Origin of the sequence: Burkholderia sp. Ac-20345, from assembly GCF_017104825.1 — a bacterium.
GTDB lineage: Bacteria > Pseudomonadota > Gammaproteobacteria > Burkholderiales > Burkholderiaceae > Burkholderia > Burkholderia lata_B.
On sequence record NZ_JAAGPO010000120.1, the window covers coordinates 13,829 to 30,977 of the forward strand.

At 66.3% G+C, this 17,149-nt stretch carries 17 protein-coding genes; 10 read left to right on the forward strand and 7 right to left on the reverse strand.

Going from position 1 to position 17,149, the window contains the following annotated elements; translation table 11 throughout:
- Window positions 1–2: 2 nt before the first annotated feature.
- The 4 genes from G3O06_RS31805 to G3O06_RS31820 all read right to left on the reverse strand — a co-directional run bounded on the left by G3O06_RS31805 (window position 3) and on the right by G3O06_RS31820 (window position 3,845).
- On the reverse strand, window positions 3–1,154 hold the full coding sequence (locus G3O06_RS31805) for a DegT/DnrJ/EryC1/StrS aminotransferase family protein (RefSeq protein WP_174997937.1): 1,152 nt from the start codon (window positions 1,152–1,154) through the stop codon (window positions 3–5).
- Between the two features lie 130 nt (window positions 1,155–1,284).
- Window positions 1,285–1,656, reverse strand: coding sequence for an EamA family transporter (locus tag G3O06_RS31810; RefSeq protein ID WP_011352303.1), 372 nt, complete (start codon window positions 1,654–1,656; stop codon window positions 1,285–1,287).
- A gap of 13 nt (window positions 1,657–1,669) precedes the next feature.
- Entirely contained in the window at window positions 1,670–3,346 is a 1,677-nt protein-coding gene (locus G3O06_RS31815) for a glycosyltransferase family 39 protein (RefSeq protein ID WP_205818572.1), read from the reverse strand.
- Between the two features lie 124 nt (window positions 3,347–3,470).
- On the reverse strand, window positions 3,471–3,845 hold the full coding sequence (locus tag G3O06_RS31820; RefSeq protein ID WP_174914771.1) for an Mth938-like domain-containing protein: 375 nt from the start codon (window positions 3,843–3,845) through the stop codon (window positions 3,471–3,473).
- Window positions 3,846–4,160: 315 nt separating this feature from the next.
- On the opposite strand from G3O06_RS31820, the gene G3O06_RS31825 reads away from it, so the two are divergent.
- The 6 genes from G3O06_RS31825 to G3O06_RS31850 all read left to right on the forward strand — a co-directional run bounded on the left by G3O06_RS31825 (window position 4,161) and on the right by G3O06_RS31850 (window position 10,490).
- Window positions 4,161–5,399: a pyridoxal phosphate-dependent aminotransferase gene (locus G3O06_RS31825; protein WP_046545879.1), complete on the forward strand. Its 1,239-nt coding sequence runs from the start codon at window positions 4,161–4,163 to the stop codon at window positions 5,397–5,399.
- A gap of 53 nt (window positions 5,400–5,452) precedes the next feature.
- Window positions 5,453–6,781: a homoserine dehydrogenase gene (locus tag G3O06_RS31830; RefSeq protein ID WP_122945582.1), complete on the forward strand. Its 1,329-nt coding sequence runs from the start codon at window positions 5,453–5,455 to the stop codon at window positions 6,779–6,781.
- 12 nt (window positions 6,782–6,793) lie between these two features.
- On the forward strand, window positions 6,794–8,245 hold the full coding sequence (thrC, locus tag G3O06_RS31835) for a threonine synthase (RefSeq protein ID WP_205818573.1): 1,452 nt from the start codon (window positions 6,794–6,796) through the stop codon (window positions 8,243–8,245).
- 233 nt (window positions 8,246–8,478) lie between these two features.
- Window positions 8,479–9,726, forward strand: coding sequence for a gephyrin-like molybdotransferase Glp (gene glp, locus G3O06_RS31840; protein WP_174914775.1), 1,248 nt, complete (start codon window positions 8,479–8,481; stop codon window positions 9,724–9,726).
- A 19-nt stretch (window positions 9,727–9,745) separates the two neighbouring features.
- Window positions 9,746–10,003, forward strand: coding sequence for a molybdopterin converting factor subunit 1 (gene moaD, locus G3O06_RS31845; protein ID WP_089425581.1), 258 nt, complete (start codon window positions 9,746–9,748; stop codon window positions 10,001–10,003).
- A gap of 10 nt (window positions 10,004–10,013) precedes the next feature.
- Window positions 10,014–10,490: a molybdenum cofactor biosynthesis protein MoaE gene (locus G3O06_RS31850; RefSeq protein ID WP_043188206.1), complete on the forward strand. Its 477-nt coding sequence runs from the start codon at window positions 10,014–10,016 to the stop codon at window positions 10,488–10,490.
- A 66-nt stretch (window positions 10,491–10,556) separates the two neighbouring features.
- Here G3O06_RS31850 and G3O06_RS31855 read toward each other — a convergent pair whose 3' ends face one another.
- The gene (locus G3O06_RS31855) at window positions 10,557–11,117 is read right to left on the reverse strand and encodes a group III truncated hemoglobin (protein WP_174914777.1); all 561 of its coding nucleotides are present in this window, start codon (window positions 11,115–11,117) and stop codon (window positions 10,557–10,559) included.
- A 252-nt stretch (window positions 11,118–11,369) separates the two neighbouring features.
- Here G3O06_RS31855 and G3O06_RS31860 point away from each other — a divergent pair, with 252 nt between their 5' ends.
- Window positions 11,370–11,885: an Rrf2 family transcriptional regulator gene (locus G3O06_RS31860; RefSeq protein ID WP_205818574.1), complete on the forward strand. Its 516-nt coding sequence runs from the start codon at window positions 11,370–11,372 to the stop codon at window positions 11,883–11,885.
- Window positions 11,886–12,042: 157 nt separating this feature from the next.
- A complete protein-coding gene (clpB, locus tag G3O06_RS31865; protein WP_205818576.1) occupies window positions 12,043–14,640 on the forward strand; it encodes an ATP-dependent chaperone ClpB in 2,598 nt (865 codons plus the stop codon).
- Window positions 14,641–14,743: 103 nt separating this feature from the next.
- Here clpB and G3O06_RS31870 read toward each other — a convergent pair whose 3' ends face one another.
- A complete protein-coding gene (locus G3O06_RS31870; RefSeq protein ID WP_174967478.1) occupies window positions 14,744–15,181 on the reverse strand; it encodes a YidB family protein in 438 nt (145 codons plus the stop codon).
- A gap of 86 nt (window positions 15,182–15,267) precedes the next feature.
- Window positions 15,268–15,879: a helix-hairpin-helix domain-containing protein gene (locus G3O06_RS31875; RefSeq protein WP_205818577.1), complete on the reverse strand. Its 612-nt coding sequence runs from the start codon at window positions 15,877–15,879 to the stop codon at window positions 15,268–15,270.
- 285 nt (window positions 15,880–16,164) lie between these two features.
- Between G3O06_RS31875 and G3O06_RS31880 the strand changes: the two genes are divergently transcribed.
- Together G3O06_RS31880 and G3O06_RS31885 are read left to right on the forward strand one after the other, a co-directional pair.
- Entirely contained in the window at window positions 16,165–16,626 is a 462-nt protein-coding gene (locus G3O06_RS31880) for a MerR family transcriptional regulator (protein ID WP_174967480.1), read from the forward strand.
- Window positions 16,610–17,044 carry a carboxymuconolactone decarboxylase family protein gene (locus tag G3O06_RS31885; protein ID WP_071334593.1) on the forward strand — a complete coding sequence of 145 codons (435 nt, stop codon included), beginning with the start codon at window positions 16,610–16,612 and terminating at the stop codon, window positions 17,042–17,044. Before G3O06_RS31880 ends, G3O06_RS31885 begins: the two co-directional genes overlap by 17 nt.
- Window positions 17,045–17,149 lie beyond the last annotated feature (105 nt).

Consider the following 17,149-nt stretch of genomic DNA (forward strand, 5'->3'; position numbering starts at 1 on the left):
GCTTATTTTCCGTATTGTTCGCAAATCTGGTTGATGGCGTCGACCACGCGACGCACGTCGCCTTCCGTCATCTGCGTGAAGAGCGGCAGCGTGACGGTCGACGCGCCGTACCGTTCGGCGTGGGGGAACATGCCCTCCTTGAAGCCGCGCGCACGGTACAGCGTGAAAAGATGGATCGCCGGGTAGTGGATGCCCGTGCCGATGCCGCGTTCCTTCATCTGCGCCATGAACTCGGCGCGCGAGATCGTCAGCCGCTCGAGCGGCAGCGTGATCAGGAACATGTGCCAGTTGCCGTTCTCGAATTCGGCGATCGGCAGGCCGACGCCGAGCTTCACGGCTGCGCTGCCGTCGAACGCGGCGAAGTAGGCGCGCGCAAGCGCGCGGCGCTGCGCGGTGAAGCGTTCGAGGTGCGGCAGCTGGCCGAGGCCGACACGCGCGGCGACGTCGGTCAGGTTGTACTTGCCGCCGAGCACGTCGCAGTCCATCCCGTCGAAGCCCGTGCGCGTGATGCCCTGCAGCCGGTACTTCTGCGCGAGCGTCGCTTCTTCCTCGTTGTTCAGCACGAGTGCGCCGCCTTCGATCGTCGTCAGGTTCTTGTTCGCGTGGAAGCTGAACGACACGATGTCGCCGATCGCGCCGATGCGCTTGCCGTTCCACGTCGAGCCGAATGCCTGCGCCGCATCCTCGATCACGCGCAGCTTGTGTGCGCGCGCGATCGCGTACAGGCGGTCCATGTCGACCGGCAGGCCGGACAGGAATACGGGGATGATCGCCTTCGTGCGCGGCGTGATCGCCTGCTCGAGCTTGTCGAGGTCGATGTTGCGCGTGACGGGATCGATGTCGGCGAACACGGGCGTCGCGCCGGTCTCGAGGATCACGTTGCTGGTCGAGACCCACGACGCCGGCGTCGTGATCACCTCGTCACCGGCACCGACGCCCGCGATGCGCAGGCCGATCTCGAGCGTGCAGGTGCCCGAGTTGAACGCGCGGACCGGACGGCCGCCGCAGTACTCGGACAGCGCCGCTTCGAATTTCTGGCTCTGCGGGCCGGTGGTGATCCAGCCCGAGCGCAGCACGTCGACGACGCCCTGGATGGTTTCCTCATCGATCTCGGGGCGGGTGAACGGCAGAAACGGAGCGGTAGTCTGGCTCATGTACGCTTTGGCCTGTAATGGCGTGTAATAAAAGGGTCGGGCGATCCCGGCCGAAACCGGCATTAAACACCGGTTGGCGGAATCGCACCGTGATTTTTTGTAGGCGGACGCTTAACGCGGCGGGGCGTGCTCAGCTTCGCGCGAGCACCAGCACGCCGATCAGGATGATGCCGATGCCGACGAGCCGCTGGACCGACAGCACTTCGCCGAACAGGTACCAGGCCGCGAACGCGTTGACGACGTAGCCGAGCGACAGCATCGGGTACGCGATCGACACGTCGACCCGCGACAGCCCGACGATCCAGACCACGACGCTCAGTACGTAGCAGCCAAGGCCGCCGATGATCGGCAATTGGGTCGCGATCTTCAGGCCGACCGGGATGATGTTCGCACGGCTGAATTCGAAGTGTCCAACGGCGTTGACGCCGGCTTTCAGCAGAAGTTGCGCACAGGCGTTGAGCATCACGCCGGTGATGATGCAGACGAACGAAACGGGATTCATGCGGCGGGCGTCCTTACGATTGCGGTTTCTCGACGATCACGCGGCGGCTGTCGCGCGCAATCACGCGCATCGGCACGCCTTGCTTGACCAGGGTGTCGTACTGGCCGGGCGGCATGATCGCGAGCGCATGGGTTTCCTGTTTCCAGCGCGTGATCCACTCGTCGACGGTCGGAATCCACTTGTTCGGCTCCATCGAGATCCCGAACGCGAGCTCGTCCTGGCGCTGGACCATGATCGTCGTGTGGCCCATATAGAACGGGAACGTGTGATCGAGCATCTCGATCGAGTAGAACGGCGTGTCGGCCGGCAGTTTCGCCAGTTCGGCGCGCACCGCCGGCGCGAGCAGCGCGCCCGAGCTGTAGCGGCCGAACTCGTCGTGCCCGGTGCCGCCGATCGTGCCGAACGCGAGCCAGGCGGCGCCAAATGCGGCAAGTGCGGCAGCCACGCCCGCGCGGCGGTTCAGCCACGCGGCCGCGAGCGTCAGCGCGCCGGTGACCGCGAGGCCTGCGTACAGCCACATCTGGAACGCGCGGTACTGCGCGTTCGGCGTGCGGGCATCGCCCTGGTACGCGAGGAAGATGATCCCGAACGCCGCGACGACGACGAACACGAGGTAGCCGAGCAGGTGGCGGCGGAACCGGTCGGCGCTCATCAGCGGCAGGTACGCGCCGATGATCAGCGCGAGCGCCGGCGCGACCGGCAGCACGTACGAGATCAGCTTCGAATGCGACGCGCTGAAGAACAGGAAGATGAAAGCGCTCCAGATCAGCAGCACGAGCATCGGCGAGAAGCCGTTCGGCTGGCGCGGCATCCGCAACGCATGGCGGATGCTCTGCCACGCGACCGACAGCCACGGCAGGAAGCCGACCAGCAGCACGGGCACGAAGTAGTAAAGCGGGCCCGGGCGGTTCTGTTCCGGGGTCAGGTACCGGCGGAACTGCTGGACGATGAAGAAGAAGTTGAAGAACTCGGGGTTGCGCTGCTGGACGAGCACGAACCACGGCGTGACGATCGCGAAGAAGATCACGAGGCCGCTCACCAGGTACAGGCGCTTCCACAGCACCCAGTCGCGCGCGATCAGCGTGTAGAGCACGAGGACGGCGCCGGGCAGGATCAGGCCGACGAGGCCCTTCGACAGTACCGCGAACGCCATTGCGGCCCAGCACGCCCACATCCAGCCGCGTGCCGCGGCCGGGCGCAGCCCGGGCCGCTGCGCGAGCAGCAGCGAGCACAGCGACAGAGACATCCAGAACGCGAGCCCCATGTCGAGCGCGTTGAAGTGGCCCATCAGGTTCCAGTACGGCGACGACGCGAGCACGACGGCGGCGAGGAAGCCCGACAGCGGGTTGAACAGGCGCGCGCCGGTGTAGCCGACCAGCAGGATGCCTGCGAAGCTCGCGACGGCCGTGTAGAGGCGCGCCTGCCATTCGCCGATGCCGAACCACGCGAACGTGAGCGCGTTCAGCCAGGTCTGCAGCGGCGGCTTCTCGAAGTACTTGTAGCCGTTGTAGCGCGGCGTGATCCAGTCGCCGGTGACGAACATCTCGCGCGCCATTTCCGCGTAGCGGCCTTCGTCGCTCGGGATCAGGTGGCGCAGCCCGAGCGGCGCGAACCAGACGATCGCGAGTGCGACGACGAGGAGGACGAGCGTGATGCGATTGAGCGGTAGCCTCGACGGCGTATCGTTCATGGATTTTCAGCCTGTTGGTTATTGTGACGGGCCGCCGGCGGGTTGCGCCGGGGGCGGGCGGCCTGGCCGGGCCGATCCGGGGGATCGACCCGCTGCGCCGGCCCGAGTTTTACCGCATCGGGGATTAACGTTCAATTAAGAGCGCGGCGGCGACTTTGCGGCCTTCGGCCATCAGGATGTTGTAGGTGCGGCAGGCGGCCTGGAAATCCATCGTCTCGACGCCGATCCGCTTGGCCGTCAGCGCCGCGACGAGCCGCGGGTGCGGGAAGCGCAGCCGCGCGCCGCTGCCGAAGATCACGAGTTCGGGCGCCGGGTCGAGCAGCATCGCGAAATGCTCGGGCGCGAGCGCGTCGAACGACGACACGGGCCACGCCTGGACCGGCGCGCCGGGCAGTACGATGACGCTCGTTTCATGGCGTTCGAGATTGACGTCGACATAATCGGGGCCGTAGCCGGTGACGGTGTTGAGCGCGCCGCTCGCGTCCTGGTGCAGTTTCAAATCGGTATTCCGCGGTTCCGTAGGGGAAGGTGTTGCAGGGCCACACGGGCCCGGATGGCCGGTTTCGCTTGCCTGAGCACGGGGGACGCCTGACGGCGCGGGCCCGGCGCGGCTATGGTGCATTGCGAAAGTCGGCCAAAATCCGCTAAATTATAACTTTTTGGTCGCCCCCGGGCGCCACTTGCGTCGCGCGTCGCCACAAGCCGCGCCCGACCGCCCGCTTTTTCCCAGTCTAGACAGCGCGCACAGACCGGCCGCTTTCCAGTTTTGATCCCGTCCCCCCGGCCGCAAGGCCAACCCAGGAACCGTGTCGTCGTGAAACCGATTCAGAAGTCGAACAAGCTGCTCAACGTCTGCTACGACATCCGTGGCCCGGTGCTCGAGCACGCGAAGCGCCTCGAGGAAGAAGGCCACCGCATCATCAAGCTGAACATCGGCAACCTCGCGCCGTTCGGTTTCGACGCGCCGGACGAGATCATCCAGGACATGATCCGCAACCTGCCGACGTCGTCCGGCTATTCGGATTCGAAGGGCGTGTTCTCGGCGCGCAAGGCCGTGATGCACTACACGCAGGAAAAGGGCGTCGTGGGCGTCGGCCTCGACGACATCTACATCGGCAACGGCGCGTCCGAGCTGATCGTGATGGCGACCCAGGCGCTGCTGAACGACGGCGACGAAGTGCTGCTGCCCGCGCCCGACTATCCGCTGTGGACGGCGGCGGTCAGCCTGTCGGGCGGCACGCCGGTGCATTACATCTGCGACGAGCAGAACGCGTGGATGCCCGATCTCGACGATATCCGCCGCAAGATCACGCCGAACACGAAGGCGATCGTCGTGATCAACCCGAACAACCCGACGGGCGCGCTTTATTCAGACGAATTGCTGCTCGAACTGCTCGAGATCGCGCGCCAGCACGGACTGATCGTGTTCGCCGACGAGGTGTACGACAAGATCGTCTACGACGGCCTCGAGCACACGGCGCTGGGTTCGCTGTCGGAGGACGTGATCACCGTCACGTTCAACAGCCTGTCGAAGAGCTATCGCTCGTGCGGCTATCGTGCGGGCTGGATGGCCGTGTCGGGCCTCGGCGGCGACAACCGCCGGCACGCGAAGGATTACCTCGAGGGGCTCGGCATCCTGTCGTCGATGCGCCTGTGCGCGAACGTGCCCGGGCAGTTCGCGATCCAGACGGCGCTCGGCGGCTACCAGAGCATCAACGAGCTGATCGTGCCGAGCGGGCGCCTGTACAAGCAGCGCGAGCTCGCGTACGACATGCTCACGTCGATCCCGGGCGTGACCTGCGTGAAGCCGCAGGCCGCGCTGTACATGTTCCCGCGCCTCGACCCCAAGCTTTATCCGATCCAGAACGACCAGCAGTTCATTCTCGACCTGCTGCTCGAGGAGCGCGTATTGCTCGTACAGGGCACGGGCTTCAACTGGACGACGCCGGACCACTTCCGCGTGGTCTTCCTGCCGAACCTCGACGACCTGACCGATTCGATCAACCGGATCGCACGCTTCCTCGACGGCTACCGCAAGCGCCATTCGGCCTGAGCGGCACGGCCACACGGAACTCACTACTTCTTACTCATTCGATCACACGCAGCATGGAACCGATCAAAGTTGGCCTGTTGGGCTTCGGCACGGTGGGCAGCGGCACCTTCACGGTGCTGGGCCGCAACCAGGAAGAAATCAAGCGACGCGCGGGGCGCGGCATCGAGGTGACGCGCATTGCGGTGCGCAACCCGGCCAAGGCGCTGGCTGCGCTCGGCGGCGACGCCGGCGCCGCGCAGATCACCGACGATTTCAACGCAGTCGTCGATGATCCGTCGATCTCGATCATCGCCGAGATGATTGGCGGCACGGGCGTCGCACGCGAGCTCGTGCTGCGCGCGATCGCGAACGGCAAGCACGTCGTGACCGCCAACAAGGCGCTGCTCGCGGTGCACGGCACCGAGATCTTCGAGGCCGCGCGCGCGAAGGGCGTGATGGTCGCGTTCGAGGCGGCCGTCGCCGGCGGCATCCCGATCATCAAGGCGCTGCGCGAAGGCCTGACCGCGAACCGCATCCAGTACATCGCGGGCATCATCAACGGCACGACCAACTACATCCTGTCGGAAATGCGCGATCGCGGGCTCGACTTCGCGACCGCGCTGAAGGCCGCGCAGGAGCTTGGCTACGCGGAAGCCGATCCGACCTTCGACATCGAAGGCGTCGACGCCGCGCACAAGGCGACGATCATGAGCGCGATCGCGTTCGGCGTGCCGGTGCAGTTCGACCGTGCGTACGTCGAGGGCATCAGCAAGCTCGACGCGACCGACATCCGCTATGCGGAAGAGCTCGGCTACCGGATCAAGCTGCTCGGCATCACGCGCCGCGCCGAAAACGGCATCGAGCTGCGCGTGCACCCGACGCTGATCCCGGAGAAGCGCCTGCTCGCGAACGTCGAGGGCGCGATGAACGCGGTCGTCGTGCACGGCGACGCGGTCGGCACGACGCTGTACTACGGCAAGGGCGCGGGCGCGGAGCCGACCGCATCGGCCGTGGTCGCGGATCTCGTCGACGTCACGCGCCTGCACACGGCGGACCCCGAGCATCGCGTGCCGCATCTCGCGTTCCAGCCGGACAGCCTGTCGAACACGCCGATCCTGCCGATCGAAGAAGTGACGAGCGGCTACTACCTGCGCCTGCGCGTTGCCGATCAAACCGGCGTGCTGGCCGACATCACGCGCATCCTCGCCGCATCGGGCATCTCGATCGACGCGCTGCTGCAGAAGGAATCGGAGCAGGTCGACGACGCGAACGGCGAAACCGACATCATCCTGATCACGCACGTCACGGTCGAGAAGAACGTGAATGCGGCGATCGCGCAGATCGAGAGCCTCGCGACGGTGGTATCGAAGGTGACGAAGCTGCGCATGGAAGCGCTGAACTGAGCTGAGGACGACATGAACTACATCTCCACGCGCGGCGCCGGCATCGGCGAGCGCCACACGTTCTCCGACATTCTGCTCGGCGGTCTCGCGAAGGACGGCGGGCTCTACCTGCCGGCCGAGTATCCGAAGGTGTCCGCCGACGAGCTCGCACGCTGGCGCGCGCTGTCGTACGCGGATCTCGCGTTCGAGATCCTGTCGAAGTTCTGCGACGACGTACCGGCCGACGACCTGCGCGCGATCACGCGTCGCACGTACACGGCCGACGTGTACAGCAACACGCGCCATGGCGAGAACGCGTCCGACATCACGCCGCTGAAGACGCTCGGCACCGAGAACGGCGCGCCGATCTCGCTGCTCGAACTGTCGAACGGCCCGACGCTCGCGTTCAAGGACATGGCGATGCAGTTGCTCGGCAGCCTGTTCGAGTACACGCTCGCGAAGCACGGGCAGACGCTCAACATTCTCGGCGCGACGTCCGGCGACACCGGCAGCGCGGCCGAATACGCGATGCGCGGCAAGGCCGGCGTGCGCGTGTTCATGCTGTCGCCGCACAAGAAGATGAGCGCGTTCCAGACGGCCCAGATGTTCAGCCTGCAGGATCCGAACATCTTCAACCTCGCGGTCGAAGGCGTGTTCGACGATTGCCAGGACATCGTGAAGGCCGTTTCGAACGATCACGCGTTCAAGGCGCAGCAGAAGATCGGCACGGTCAACTCGATCAACTGGGCGCGCGTCGTCGCGCAGGTCGTGTACTACTTCAAGGGTTACTTCGCGGCGACCCGATCCAATGACGAGCGCGTGTCGTTCACCGTGCCGTCGGGCAACTTCGGCAACGTCTGCGCAGGCCACATCGCGCGGATGATGGGGCTGCCGATCGCGAAGCTCGTGGTCGCGACCAACGAGAACGACGTGCTCGACGAGTTCTTCCGCACGGGCGCGTATCGCGTTCGCAGCGCCGAGAACACCTATCACACGAGCAGCCCGAGCATGGACATCTCGAAGGCGTCGAATTTCGAGCGCTTCGTGTTCGACCTGCTCGGCCGCGATCCGGCGCGCGTGATGCAGCTGTTCCGAGACGTCGAGGAGAAGGGCGGCTTCGATCTCGCGGCGAGCGGCGATTTCGCGCGCGTCGCCGAGTTCGGTTTCGTGTCTGGCCGCAGCAGCCACACGGACCGCATCGCGACGATCCGCGACGTGTTCTCGCGCTACGACACGATGATCGATACGCACACGGCCGACGGTGTGAAGGTCGCGCGCGAGCATCTCGACGCGGGCGTGCCGATGGTCGTGCTCGAGACGGCGCAGCCGATCAAGTTCGGCGAGACGATTCGCGAGGCACTCGATCGCGAAGCCGAGCGTCCGGCCGCATTCGACGGGCTCGAGGCGCTGCCGCAGCGTTTCGAGGTCGTGAACGCCGATGCACAGCAGGTGAAGGACTTCATCGCCGCCCATACGGGCGCATGACGCACGGCCGGGCCGCGGGCCCGGCTGCGCAGGACGGCCGGAATGCCGATTCGTCGAACGGATCGGGGTTCCGGCCGTTTTGTTTGGCGCCTCGGCATCGCACCGCTTGCGAAACAAGTGCCAGACCCGCACGTTCGCGCGAATCACAGTTTCCGCATGTCCGCCATATCGCACGCCCGCGCGACGGCGTCGCTACAATGACGTATTGAATCCAACGATCCCCGATTCCATCGATGTCGAACCCGAATCCCGCGGCGCCGCGCGCGCCGATGCTGTCGACCGCCGAGGCACTCGCCGCGTTGCTCGATGCCGCGAAGCCGTTGCCCGGCGCCGAAACCGTCGCCACGCTCGACGCGCTCGGCCGTGTGCTGACGGCCGACGTGAGCTCGCCGCTCGACGTGCCGCCGATGCATACGAGCGCGATGGACGGCTATGCGGTGCGCGTCGCCGACCTGCTGCATGGCGACCGGCGCTTGCCGGTGTCGCAGCGCATTCCGGCCGGTCATCCGGCCGCGCCGCTCGCTGCCGGCACGGCCGCACGGATCTTTACCGGCGCGACGGTGCCGCCCGGCGCCGACGCCGTCGTGATGCAGGAGCAGGCGTCGGCCGACGGCGACGCGGTCGAGATCCTGCACACGCCGAAGGCCGGTGAATGGATCACCGCGCAGGGCGCGGATATCCGGCAAGGGTCGGTGATCCTGCCGGCCGGCACGCGGCTCACGCCGCAGGCGCTCGGTCTGGCCGCGTCGGTCGGCTGCGCGCAATTGGCGGTCGCGCGGCGGATTCGCGTCGCGGTGTTCTTCACCGGCGACGAACTGACGATGCCCGGCGAGCCGCTGAAGCCCGGCGCGATCTACAACTCGAACCGCTTCACGCTGCGCGGACTGCTGGAGCGGCTCGGCTGCCATGTGACCGACTACGGGATCGTGCCCGATTCGCTCGCCGCGACGCGCGACACGCTGCGCGCGGCCGCGCGCGATCACGACGTGATCCTGACGAGCGGCGGCGTGTCGGTCGGCGACGAGGACCACGTGAAGCCGGCCGTCGAGGCCGAAGGGCGGCTCGCGTTGTGGCAGATCGCGATGAAGCCCGGCAAGCCGCTCGCTTACGGCGCGGTGCGCCGCGGTGACGATCGCCCCGATGCGCACTTCATCGGGTTGCCCGGCAACCCGGTATCGAGCTTCGTCACGTTCCTGCTGTTCGTGCGGCCGTTCCTGCTGCGCTTGTCCGGCGTGCGCGACGTCGCGCCGCGCGCGCTGTCGCTGCGTGCCGACTTTTCGCAGGGCAAGGGCGACCGGCGCAATGAATTCCTGCGTGCGCGCGTCAACGCGGCCGGCGGCCTCGACCTGTTCCCGAACCAGAGCTCGGCGGTGCTGACGTCGACGGTGTGGGGCGACGGCCTGATCGACAACCCGCCGCAGCACGCGATCAGCGCCGGCGAGACCGTGCGTTTCATTCCGTTTTCCGAACTGCTGTCGTAACGCGACGGCTTCCCGAACCATGAAGATTCAACTGAAATTTTTTGCAAGCGTACGCGAGGCACTGGGCGTCGCCGACGAGCAGGCCGACGTGCCGGACAGCGTCACGACCGTGGGCGACGTGCGCGCGTGGCTGCGCGTGCGCGGCGGTGCGTGGGCCGAGACGCTCTCCGAAGGGCGCGCACTGCGCATGGCGTGCAACCACGAGATGACCGATCCCGATACGCGGCTCACCGAAGGCTGCGAAGTCGCGTTCTTTCCGCCGGTGACGGGCGGTTGAGGCGCGGGCGATGGCAACGGTACGAATCCAGACCGACGACTTCGACCTGAACGCCGAAGTCGCTGCACTGCGCGCGCGCAACCCGAAGATCGGCGCGGTCGCGTGCTTCGTCGGCACGGTGCGCGACCTGAACGAAGGCGATTCGGTCGCCGCGATGGAGCTCGAGCACTATCCGGGGATGACCGAGAAGGCGCTCGAGAAGATCGCCGCCGAGGCCGGCCGGCGCTGGCCGGGCATCGACGTCGCAATCGTGCATCGCGTCGGCAGGCTCCTGCCGCTCGACCAGATCGTGATGGTCGCAACGGTTGCGTCGCACCGCGGCGACGCGTTCGCGTCGTGCGAGTTCGTGATGGACTACCTGAAGACCGAAGCGCCGTTCTGGAAGAAGGAAACGACGCCGGATGGCGAGCGCTGGGTCGACGCGCGCAGTACCGACGATGCCGCGCTCGCGCGCTGGGGCATCGAATCGGGCAATACGCGGCGCTGAGCACGGCGTCCGGGTGATGCGGCGAAGTGCCGCATGCGCGCAAGCATCGCGCGTGACGGCTGGCCGTTACGCGTCCGGATCGCTGCTGCGCCCGATGATCTTCGTCGGAAACGGCTCGCCGCGGGCACGCGACGGCAGCGCGTGCGGATCGTCGCCCGCGTCGCGACGGCGCGGCGCGATTGCGTCGAGCAGCGCCTGCTGCTCGGGCGGAATCTGATAGTCCCAGCCGAAGCGGCTCAACTGGAGGCTCTGCGCGATCCGCAGCGCCGGCTCCATGAAGCGGATTGCCGCGGGCGGCGCGTAGCGCGCCTCGACGGTCTTCAGGAACAGCGACAGCCAGCGGCTGAAATGAGCCGGCTCGATCCCGTCGAGCGGCTGGTGCGCCTGCTGCACGTTGCCGCGATAGCCCTTGGTGCCGAGCACGAGGCTCGACCAGAACGTGACCATCTTCGGCAGGTGGTCGTCCCAGCGGCCTTCCAGCTTCGCGTCGAACACGGGCCCGAGCAATGGATCGGCGCGCACGCGGTCGTAGAACGCGTAGACGAGATCGCGGATGTTCTCTTCGGTCGGCTCGGTGTCGCGAGGGCGGGCCGGTGCGGTATCGGGCGAGGCAGGCAGGACGGTCATGGCAAAAAGGGCCGGCAGAAATGGGCAACGATGGGGCGGCGGCGTGGGCATCGAACAGGACGCCGGCCGGATTTTGTCGCAAAATAGCGTCCAACAACCCCTGAAAAACGTGTAAGTGTCACGCATCTTATTGCGCGCGCGCCATCCCGGCAACCCGGGGCCGCGGAACAGAGCCGTCAACCGGCCCCGCGCGCATCCTGATCGGCTCGGCTCGCGTAATCGGGGCACGATCGTTTCTTTCCGTATTCGCTCATGAGACTCACCGACTACACCGACTATTCGCTGCGCGTGATGCTGTACCTTGCCGTGCGCGGCGAGGGGCTCGCGACGATCCAGGAGATCTCGGATGCCTACGGCATCTCGAAGAACCATCTGATGAAAGTCGTACAGCAGCTCGGCGAGCTGGGATGGGTCGACACCGTCCGTGGCCGCAATGGCGGACTGCGGCTGTTTCCCGAGTCGCTGCAACTGACCGTCGGCCAGGTCGTACGTGCGACCGAGAGCGATTTCGCGCTGGTCGGCTGCTTTGCGGCCGAGGGCGAGTCGCGCGGCTGCGTGATCGAGCCGCAGTGCCGACTGAAGGGTGTGCTGGCGGCCGCGCGCGATGCGTTCTTCGCCGAACTCGACCGTCACACGCTCGGCGAGCTGGTCGAACACGCTGCGCCGCTCGTGGCGTTGCTCGGCATCCGTCCGGTCGCGCTCGTGCGTGCCGCACCGTCGACGGACGACGCGCCTGCAACCGTCGAGCCGCCGTCGACGGCCGGCTGATACGCGCTCGCCGCGCTTCTCGATCCGGCAGTGGCCCGCCCCGGGGTCGCTTCAAGGCTATCTATCGTTTTTTGCGCTGAATCAACCCGAATTTCGCTTGAAAGCCGCATAACCATCCTCATCTTGGTGTTAATCGAAAATTGGAGGTCTCGACTAAATGAGAATCGACAAGCTCACCACCAAGTTCCAGGAAGCACTCTCGGACGCGCAAAGCCTCGCGGCAGGCCGCGACAATCAATACATCGAACCCGTTCACGTTCTCGCGGCGCTGGTCGCGCAGCAGGACGGTTCCGCCCGCTCGCTGATGTCGCGCGCGGGTGTTCACATTCAGGCGCTGCAAGGCGCGCTGAACGAGGCCATTTCGCGCCTGCCGCAAGTGACGGGCACGGGCGGCGACATCCAGATCGGCCGTGAACTGGCCGGGCTGCTGAACCAGGCCGACAAGGAAGCGCAGAAGCTCAACGACACGTTCATCGCGAGCGAGATGTTCCTGCTCGCCGTGTCCGACGACAAGGGCGACGCCGGCAAGCTTGCGCGCCAGCACGGCCTCACGCGCAAGGCGCTAGAAGCCGCGATCGCCGCGGTGCGCGGCGGCTCGCAGGTGCACAGCCAGGACGCGGAAAGCCAGCGCGAGGCACTGAAGAAATACACGGTCGACCTGACCGAGCGCGCCCGTGCGGGCAAGCTCGATCCGGTGATCGGCCGCGACGACGAAATCCGCCGTTCGATCCAGATCCTGCAGCGCCGTACCAAGAACAACCCGGTGCTGATCGGCGAGCCGGGCGTCGGCAAGACGGCGATCGTCGAAGGGCTCGCGCAGCGGATCGTCAACGGCGAAGTGCCCGAGACGCTGAAGGGCAAGCGCGTGCTGTCGCTCGACATGGCCGCGCTGCTCGCGGGCGCGAAGTATCGCGGTGAATTCGAGGAACGCCTGAAGGCGGTGCTCAACGACATCGCGAAGGACGAAGGCCAGACGATCGTCTTCATCGACGAAATCCACACGATGGTCGGCGCGGGCAAGGCCGAGGGCGCGATGGATGCGGGCAACATGCTGAAGCCGGCACTGTCGCGCGGCGAGCTGCACTGCATCGGCGCGACCACGCTCGACGAATACCGCAAGTACATCGAGAAGGATGCCGCGCTCGAGCGCCGCTTCCAGAAGGTGCTCGTCGACGAGCCGAGCGTCGAGGCGACGATCGCGATCCTGCGCGGGCTGCAGGAGAAGTACGAACTGCACCACGGCGTCGACATTACCGACCCGGCGATCGTCGCCGCGGCCGAGCTTTCGCACCGCTACATCACCGACCGCTTCCTGCCGGACAAGGCCATCGACCTGATCGACGAAGCCGCTTCGAAGATCAAGATGGAAATCGATTCGAAGCCCGAAGAGATGGACAAGCTCGACCGTCGTCTGATCCAGCTGAAGATCGAGCGCGAAGCCGTGAAGAAGGAGCAGGACGAAGCGTCGCAGAAGCGCCTGCAACTGATCGAGGAAGAGATCGAGCGTCTCGGCCGCGAATATGCGGACCTCGAGGAAATCTGGACCGCCGAGAAGGCCGCGGTGCAGGGCAGTGCGCAGCTGAAGGAAGAGATCGAGAAGGTGCGTGCGGACATCGCGCGGCTGCAGCGTGACGGCAAGCTGGAGAAGGTTGCCGAGCTGCAGTACGGCAAGCTGCCGCAGCTCGAGGCGCAGCTGAAGCAGGTCACGCAGGCCGAAGAGCAGGAGCAGCACAACCCGACGCGTCCGCGCCTGCTGCGCACGCAGGTCGGCGCGGAGGAAATCGCGGAAGTCGTGTCGCGTTCGACCGGGATTCCGGTGTCGCGAATGATGCAGGGCGAACGCGAGAAGCTGCTGCACATCGAGGAAAAGCTGCATGAGCGCGTGGTCGGCCAGCACGAGGCGATCGGCGCGGTGGCCGACGCGATCCGCCGTTCGCGCGCGGGTCTCGCCGATCCGAACCGTCCGTACGGCTCGTTCCTGTTCCTCGGCCCGACTGGGGTCGGCAAGACCGAGCTGTGCAAGGCGCTGGCGTCGTTCCTGTTCGATTCGGAAGAACACCTGATCCGCATCGACATGAGCGAGTTCATGGAGAAGCACAGCGTCGCGCGGCTGATCGGCGCGCCGCCGGGCTATGTCGGCTACGAGGAAGGCGGCTACCTGACGGAAGCCGTGCGCCGCAAGCCGTACAGCGTGATCCTGCTCGACGAGATCGAGAAGGCGCATCCGGACGTGTTCAACGTGCTGCTGCAGGTGCTCGACGACGGCCGCATGACGGACGGGCAGGGGCGCACGGTCGACTTCAAGAACACGGTGATCGTGATGACGTCGAACCTCGGCTCGCAGGTGATCCAGGCGATGACGGGTGCGCCGCAGGAAGAGATCAAGGACGCCGTGTGGCTCGAGGTGAAGCAGCATTTCCGCCCCGAGTTCCTGAACCGGATCGACGACGTCGTCGTGTTCCATGCGCTCGACCGCAGCAACATCGAGTCGATCGCGAAGATCCAGCTCGCACGCCTGCACGACCGGCTCGCGAAGCTCGACATGGCGCTCGACGTGTCGGAGGCGGCGCTCGAACAGATCGGCAAGGTCGGCTACGATCCGCTGTTCGGTGCGCGTCCGCTGAAGCGCGCGATCCAGCAGGAGATCGAGAACCCGGTCGCGAAGCTCATCCTCGCGGGCCGCTTCGGTCCGAAGGACGTGATTCCGGTCGATATCCACGACGGCAAGTTCGTGTTCGACCGCGTCGTGCACTGATCGCCTGCCATCGGCTGCCGCCCGGTTCGCGCCGGGCGCGCAAAAACAAACACCCCGCCTCGGCGGGGTGTTTGCTTATGGAGCGTTGCAACGACGCAGCGCGTCAGCCCTGCTTGTTGCCGCCGAACATGCCGGCGATCTGCGACAGCGAGCCGAGCACGTTCGACGGGTCGACCTGCGCCTGGCCGTCGGCCGGCACTGCACCGTCCGGCGTCGCGTGGTTGACGACGTGCGGCAGCACCTGCGCGAGGACGGTCGACGCGATCGACGGATCGACACCGAACTTGCTCGCGAGCGCGCCGATCGCGTCCGAGCCCAGCACGTTCTGCAGCGCGTCCGGCGAGATCGGCTGGTTCTGGCCGGTGCCGACCCACGAGCCGATGATGTCGCCGGCGCCACCTGCCTTGAACTTCTCGATCAGGCCGTTCAGGCCGCCCGGCTGGTTGTTGATGAATTCGAGCGCAGTCGTGATCAGCGCGCTTTGCGAGTTGCCGCCAGCCTGGCCGCCGAGCAGACCGCCAACGATGTCGAGGAGACCCATGATTCTTCACCTTTACCGATAAGGGCGCCACGCAGTGGGCGCCCGTTGAACGAATACCGCGCGCACGCCGTCGCGCGCGGCGCACATCAGGCGCCCGACGCCGCGGCGGCGGAGGCTGCCTTGTCCTTCTTGCTTTTCTTCTTCGAACCCTTCGTCGCTTTTGCCGACGATGCTGCGGCCGGTGCGCTTGCGCCCGCATCGGCGGATGCCGCCGCTGCCGCTGCCGCTTTTTCCTTCTTCGTCATGCGCTTGGCCTTGGCCGGCTTCGCCGTCGCATCCGGCGCGCTTGCCGCCGGTGCCGGTGCGGTGGCCGTCGTGCCGGCCGTCGCGGTCGTGGACGTGGACGCGGTGCCTGCCGACGTCGTTGCCGACGTGGTGGCCGAGGTCGTCGCGGCCGGCTTCGACAGCTTCACGCCCTTCGGCGGCGTCGCCGAGCCGCCGATCGTCAGGCCGTTTTCTTCGAGATGCCCGACCGACTTCGTGCCGAGGCCCTTGACGCGGTTCGCGAGATCGTCAGCGTCCTTGAACGGGCCGTTCTTGGTGCGTTCGTCGATGATCGCCTTCGACTTCACGGGCCCGAGACCCTTCACGGATTCGAGCGCGGCCTGGTCAGCCGTGTTGACTTCGACGGCCGCGGCAAGGCCTGCGGCGAGCGACAGCGATAGCGCGACGAACAGCATCAGCAGCTTTTTCAGCATGGCAAAGGCTCCCTGGTTCTGACGGATGAATGGCTGTTGCAGCGGACGGCGGCGCGAAACCTGGCCGGGCGTCGCCGTTAAGCATAGGACAAATGCGTGCCCTTTTTAAGACAGGCTGACCGAATCTTGCTGAAGGCTTGCGGCGCTGTAAAGACCGAAACCTGCGCCGGGCGGTGGTTTTGACCATTCTTTACGGTGTGGCGAGGGCGTCGCTGAAGATCTCGCGCTGGCTGTTCGACAGGGCTTGACTTAGAGTGAACTCTAACTCCTAACCTTGTTCCTGCCATGTCGAAAACCGTATCCCAACCTTCCTCCACAGGCCCGCTGACGATCGGCCAGGTCGCCGAAATGACCGGCCTGTCGACGCATACGCTGCGGTACTACGAGCAGGCCGGCCTGCTGCGCGCGATTTCGCGCACGGCGGCCGGGCACCGGCTCTACGCACCGGCCGACCTTGACTGGCTGGCCTTCGTGATGCGCCTGAAGGCGACCGGCATGCCGATCGCGCAGATGCAGGAATTCGCGGCGCTGCGCGCGCAAGGCGAGTCGACCTTCGGTGCGCGGCGCGGCCTGCTCGTCGCACATCACGACGCGGTGCGCGCGCATATCGCGGAGCTGCAGGCGAGCCTCGACGTGATCAGCGACAAGATCGTGAACTATGAGGCACAGGAGCGGGATATGGCACGACGGGCAAGACCTTCTCACTCTCTATCGGAACAGGACGGACACAATGGAACGACTCGTTGAAGACCGCTACACGCGCGGCTGGAACAAACTGAAGGAAATCGACGGCGAAGTGGGCGAGCGTGTGATCGCGGCCCTCGCGCCGATCGCACCGGATTTCGGGCGGCTCCTGGTCGAGTTCAGCTTCGGCGACATCTACAGCCGGCCGCAGCTCGACCTGAAAGCGCGAGAAATCGCGACGATCGCAGCGCTGGCCGCGCTCGGCAACGCGCAGCCGCAGTTGAAGGTGCATATCGAGGCCGCGCTGAACGTCGGCTGCACACGCGACGAGATCGTCGAGGTGTTCATGCAGATGGCCGTGTACGCGGGTATGCCGGCCGCGCTCAACGCGCTGTTCGCCGCGCACGAAGTGTTCACGCGGCGCGATGAAGCGGCCGGCAACGCGGCAGACGCGAACGAAGCGGCCGGGCAGCCCGCATGATGAAGCGCGCGCCGGCGCGTCACGCGCGGTGCGGTGCGACGATCCGGTGCTTCGCGATGCGCCGGTACAGCGTCGCACGCGAGATGCCGAGCGCCTGCGCGGCCG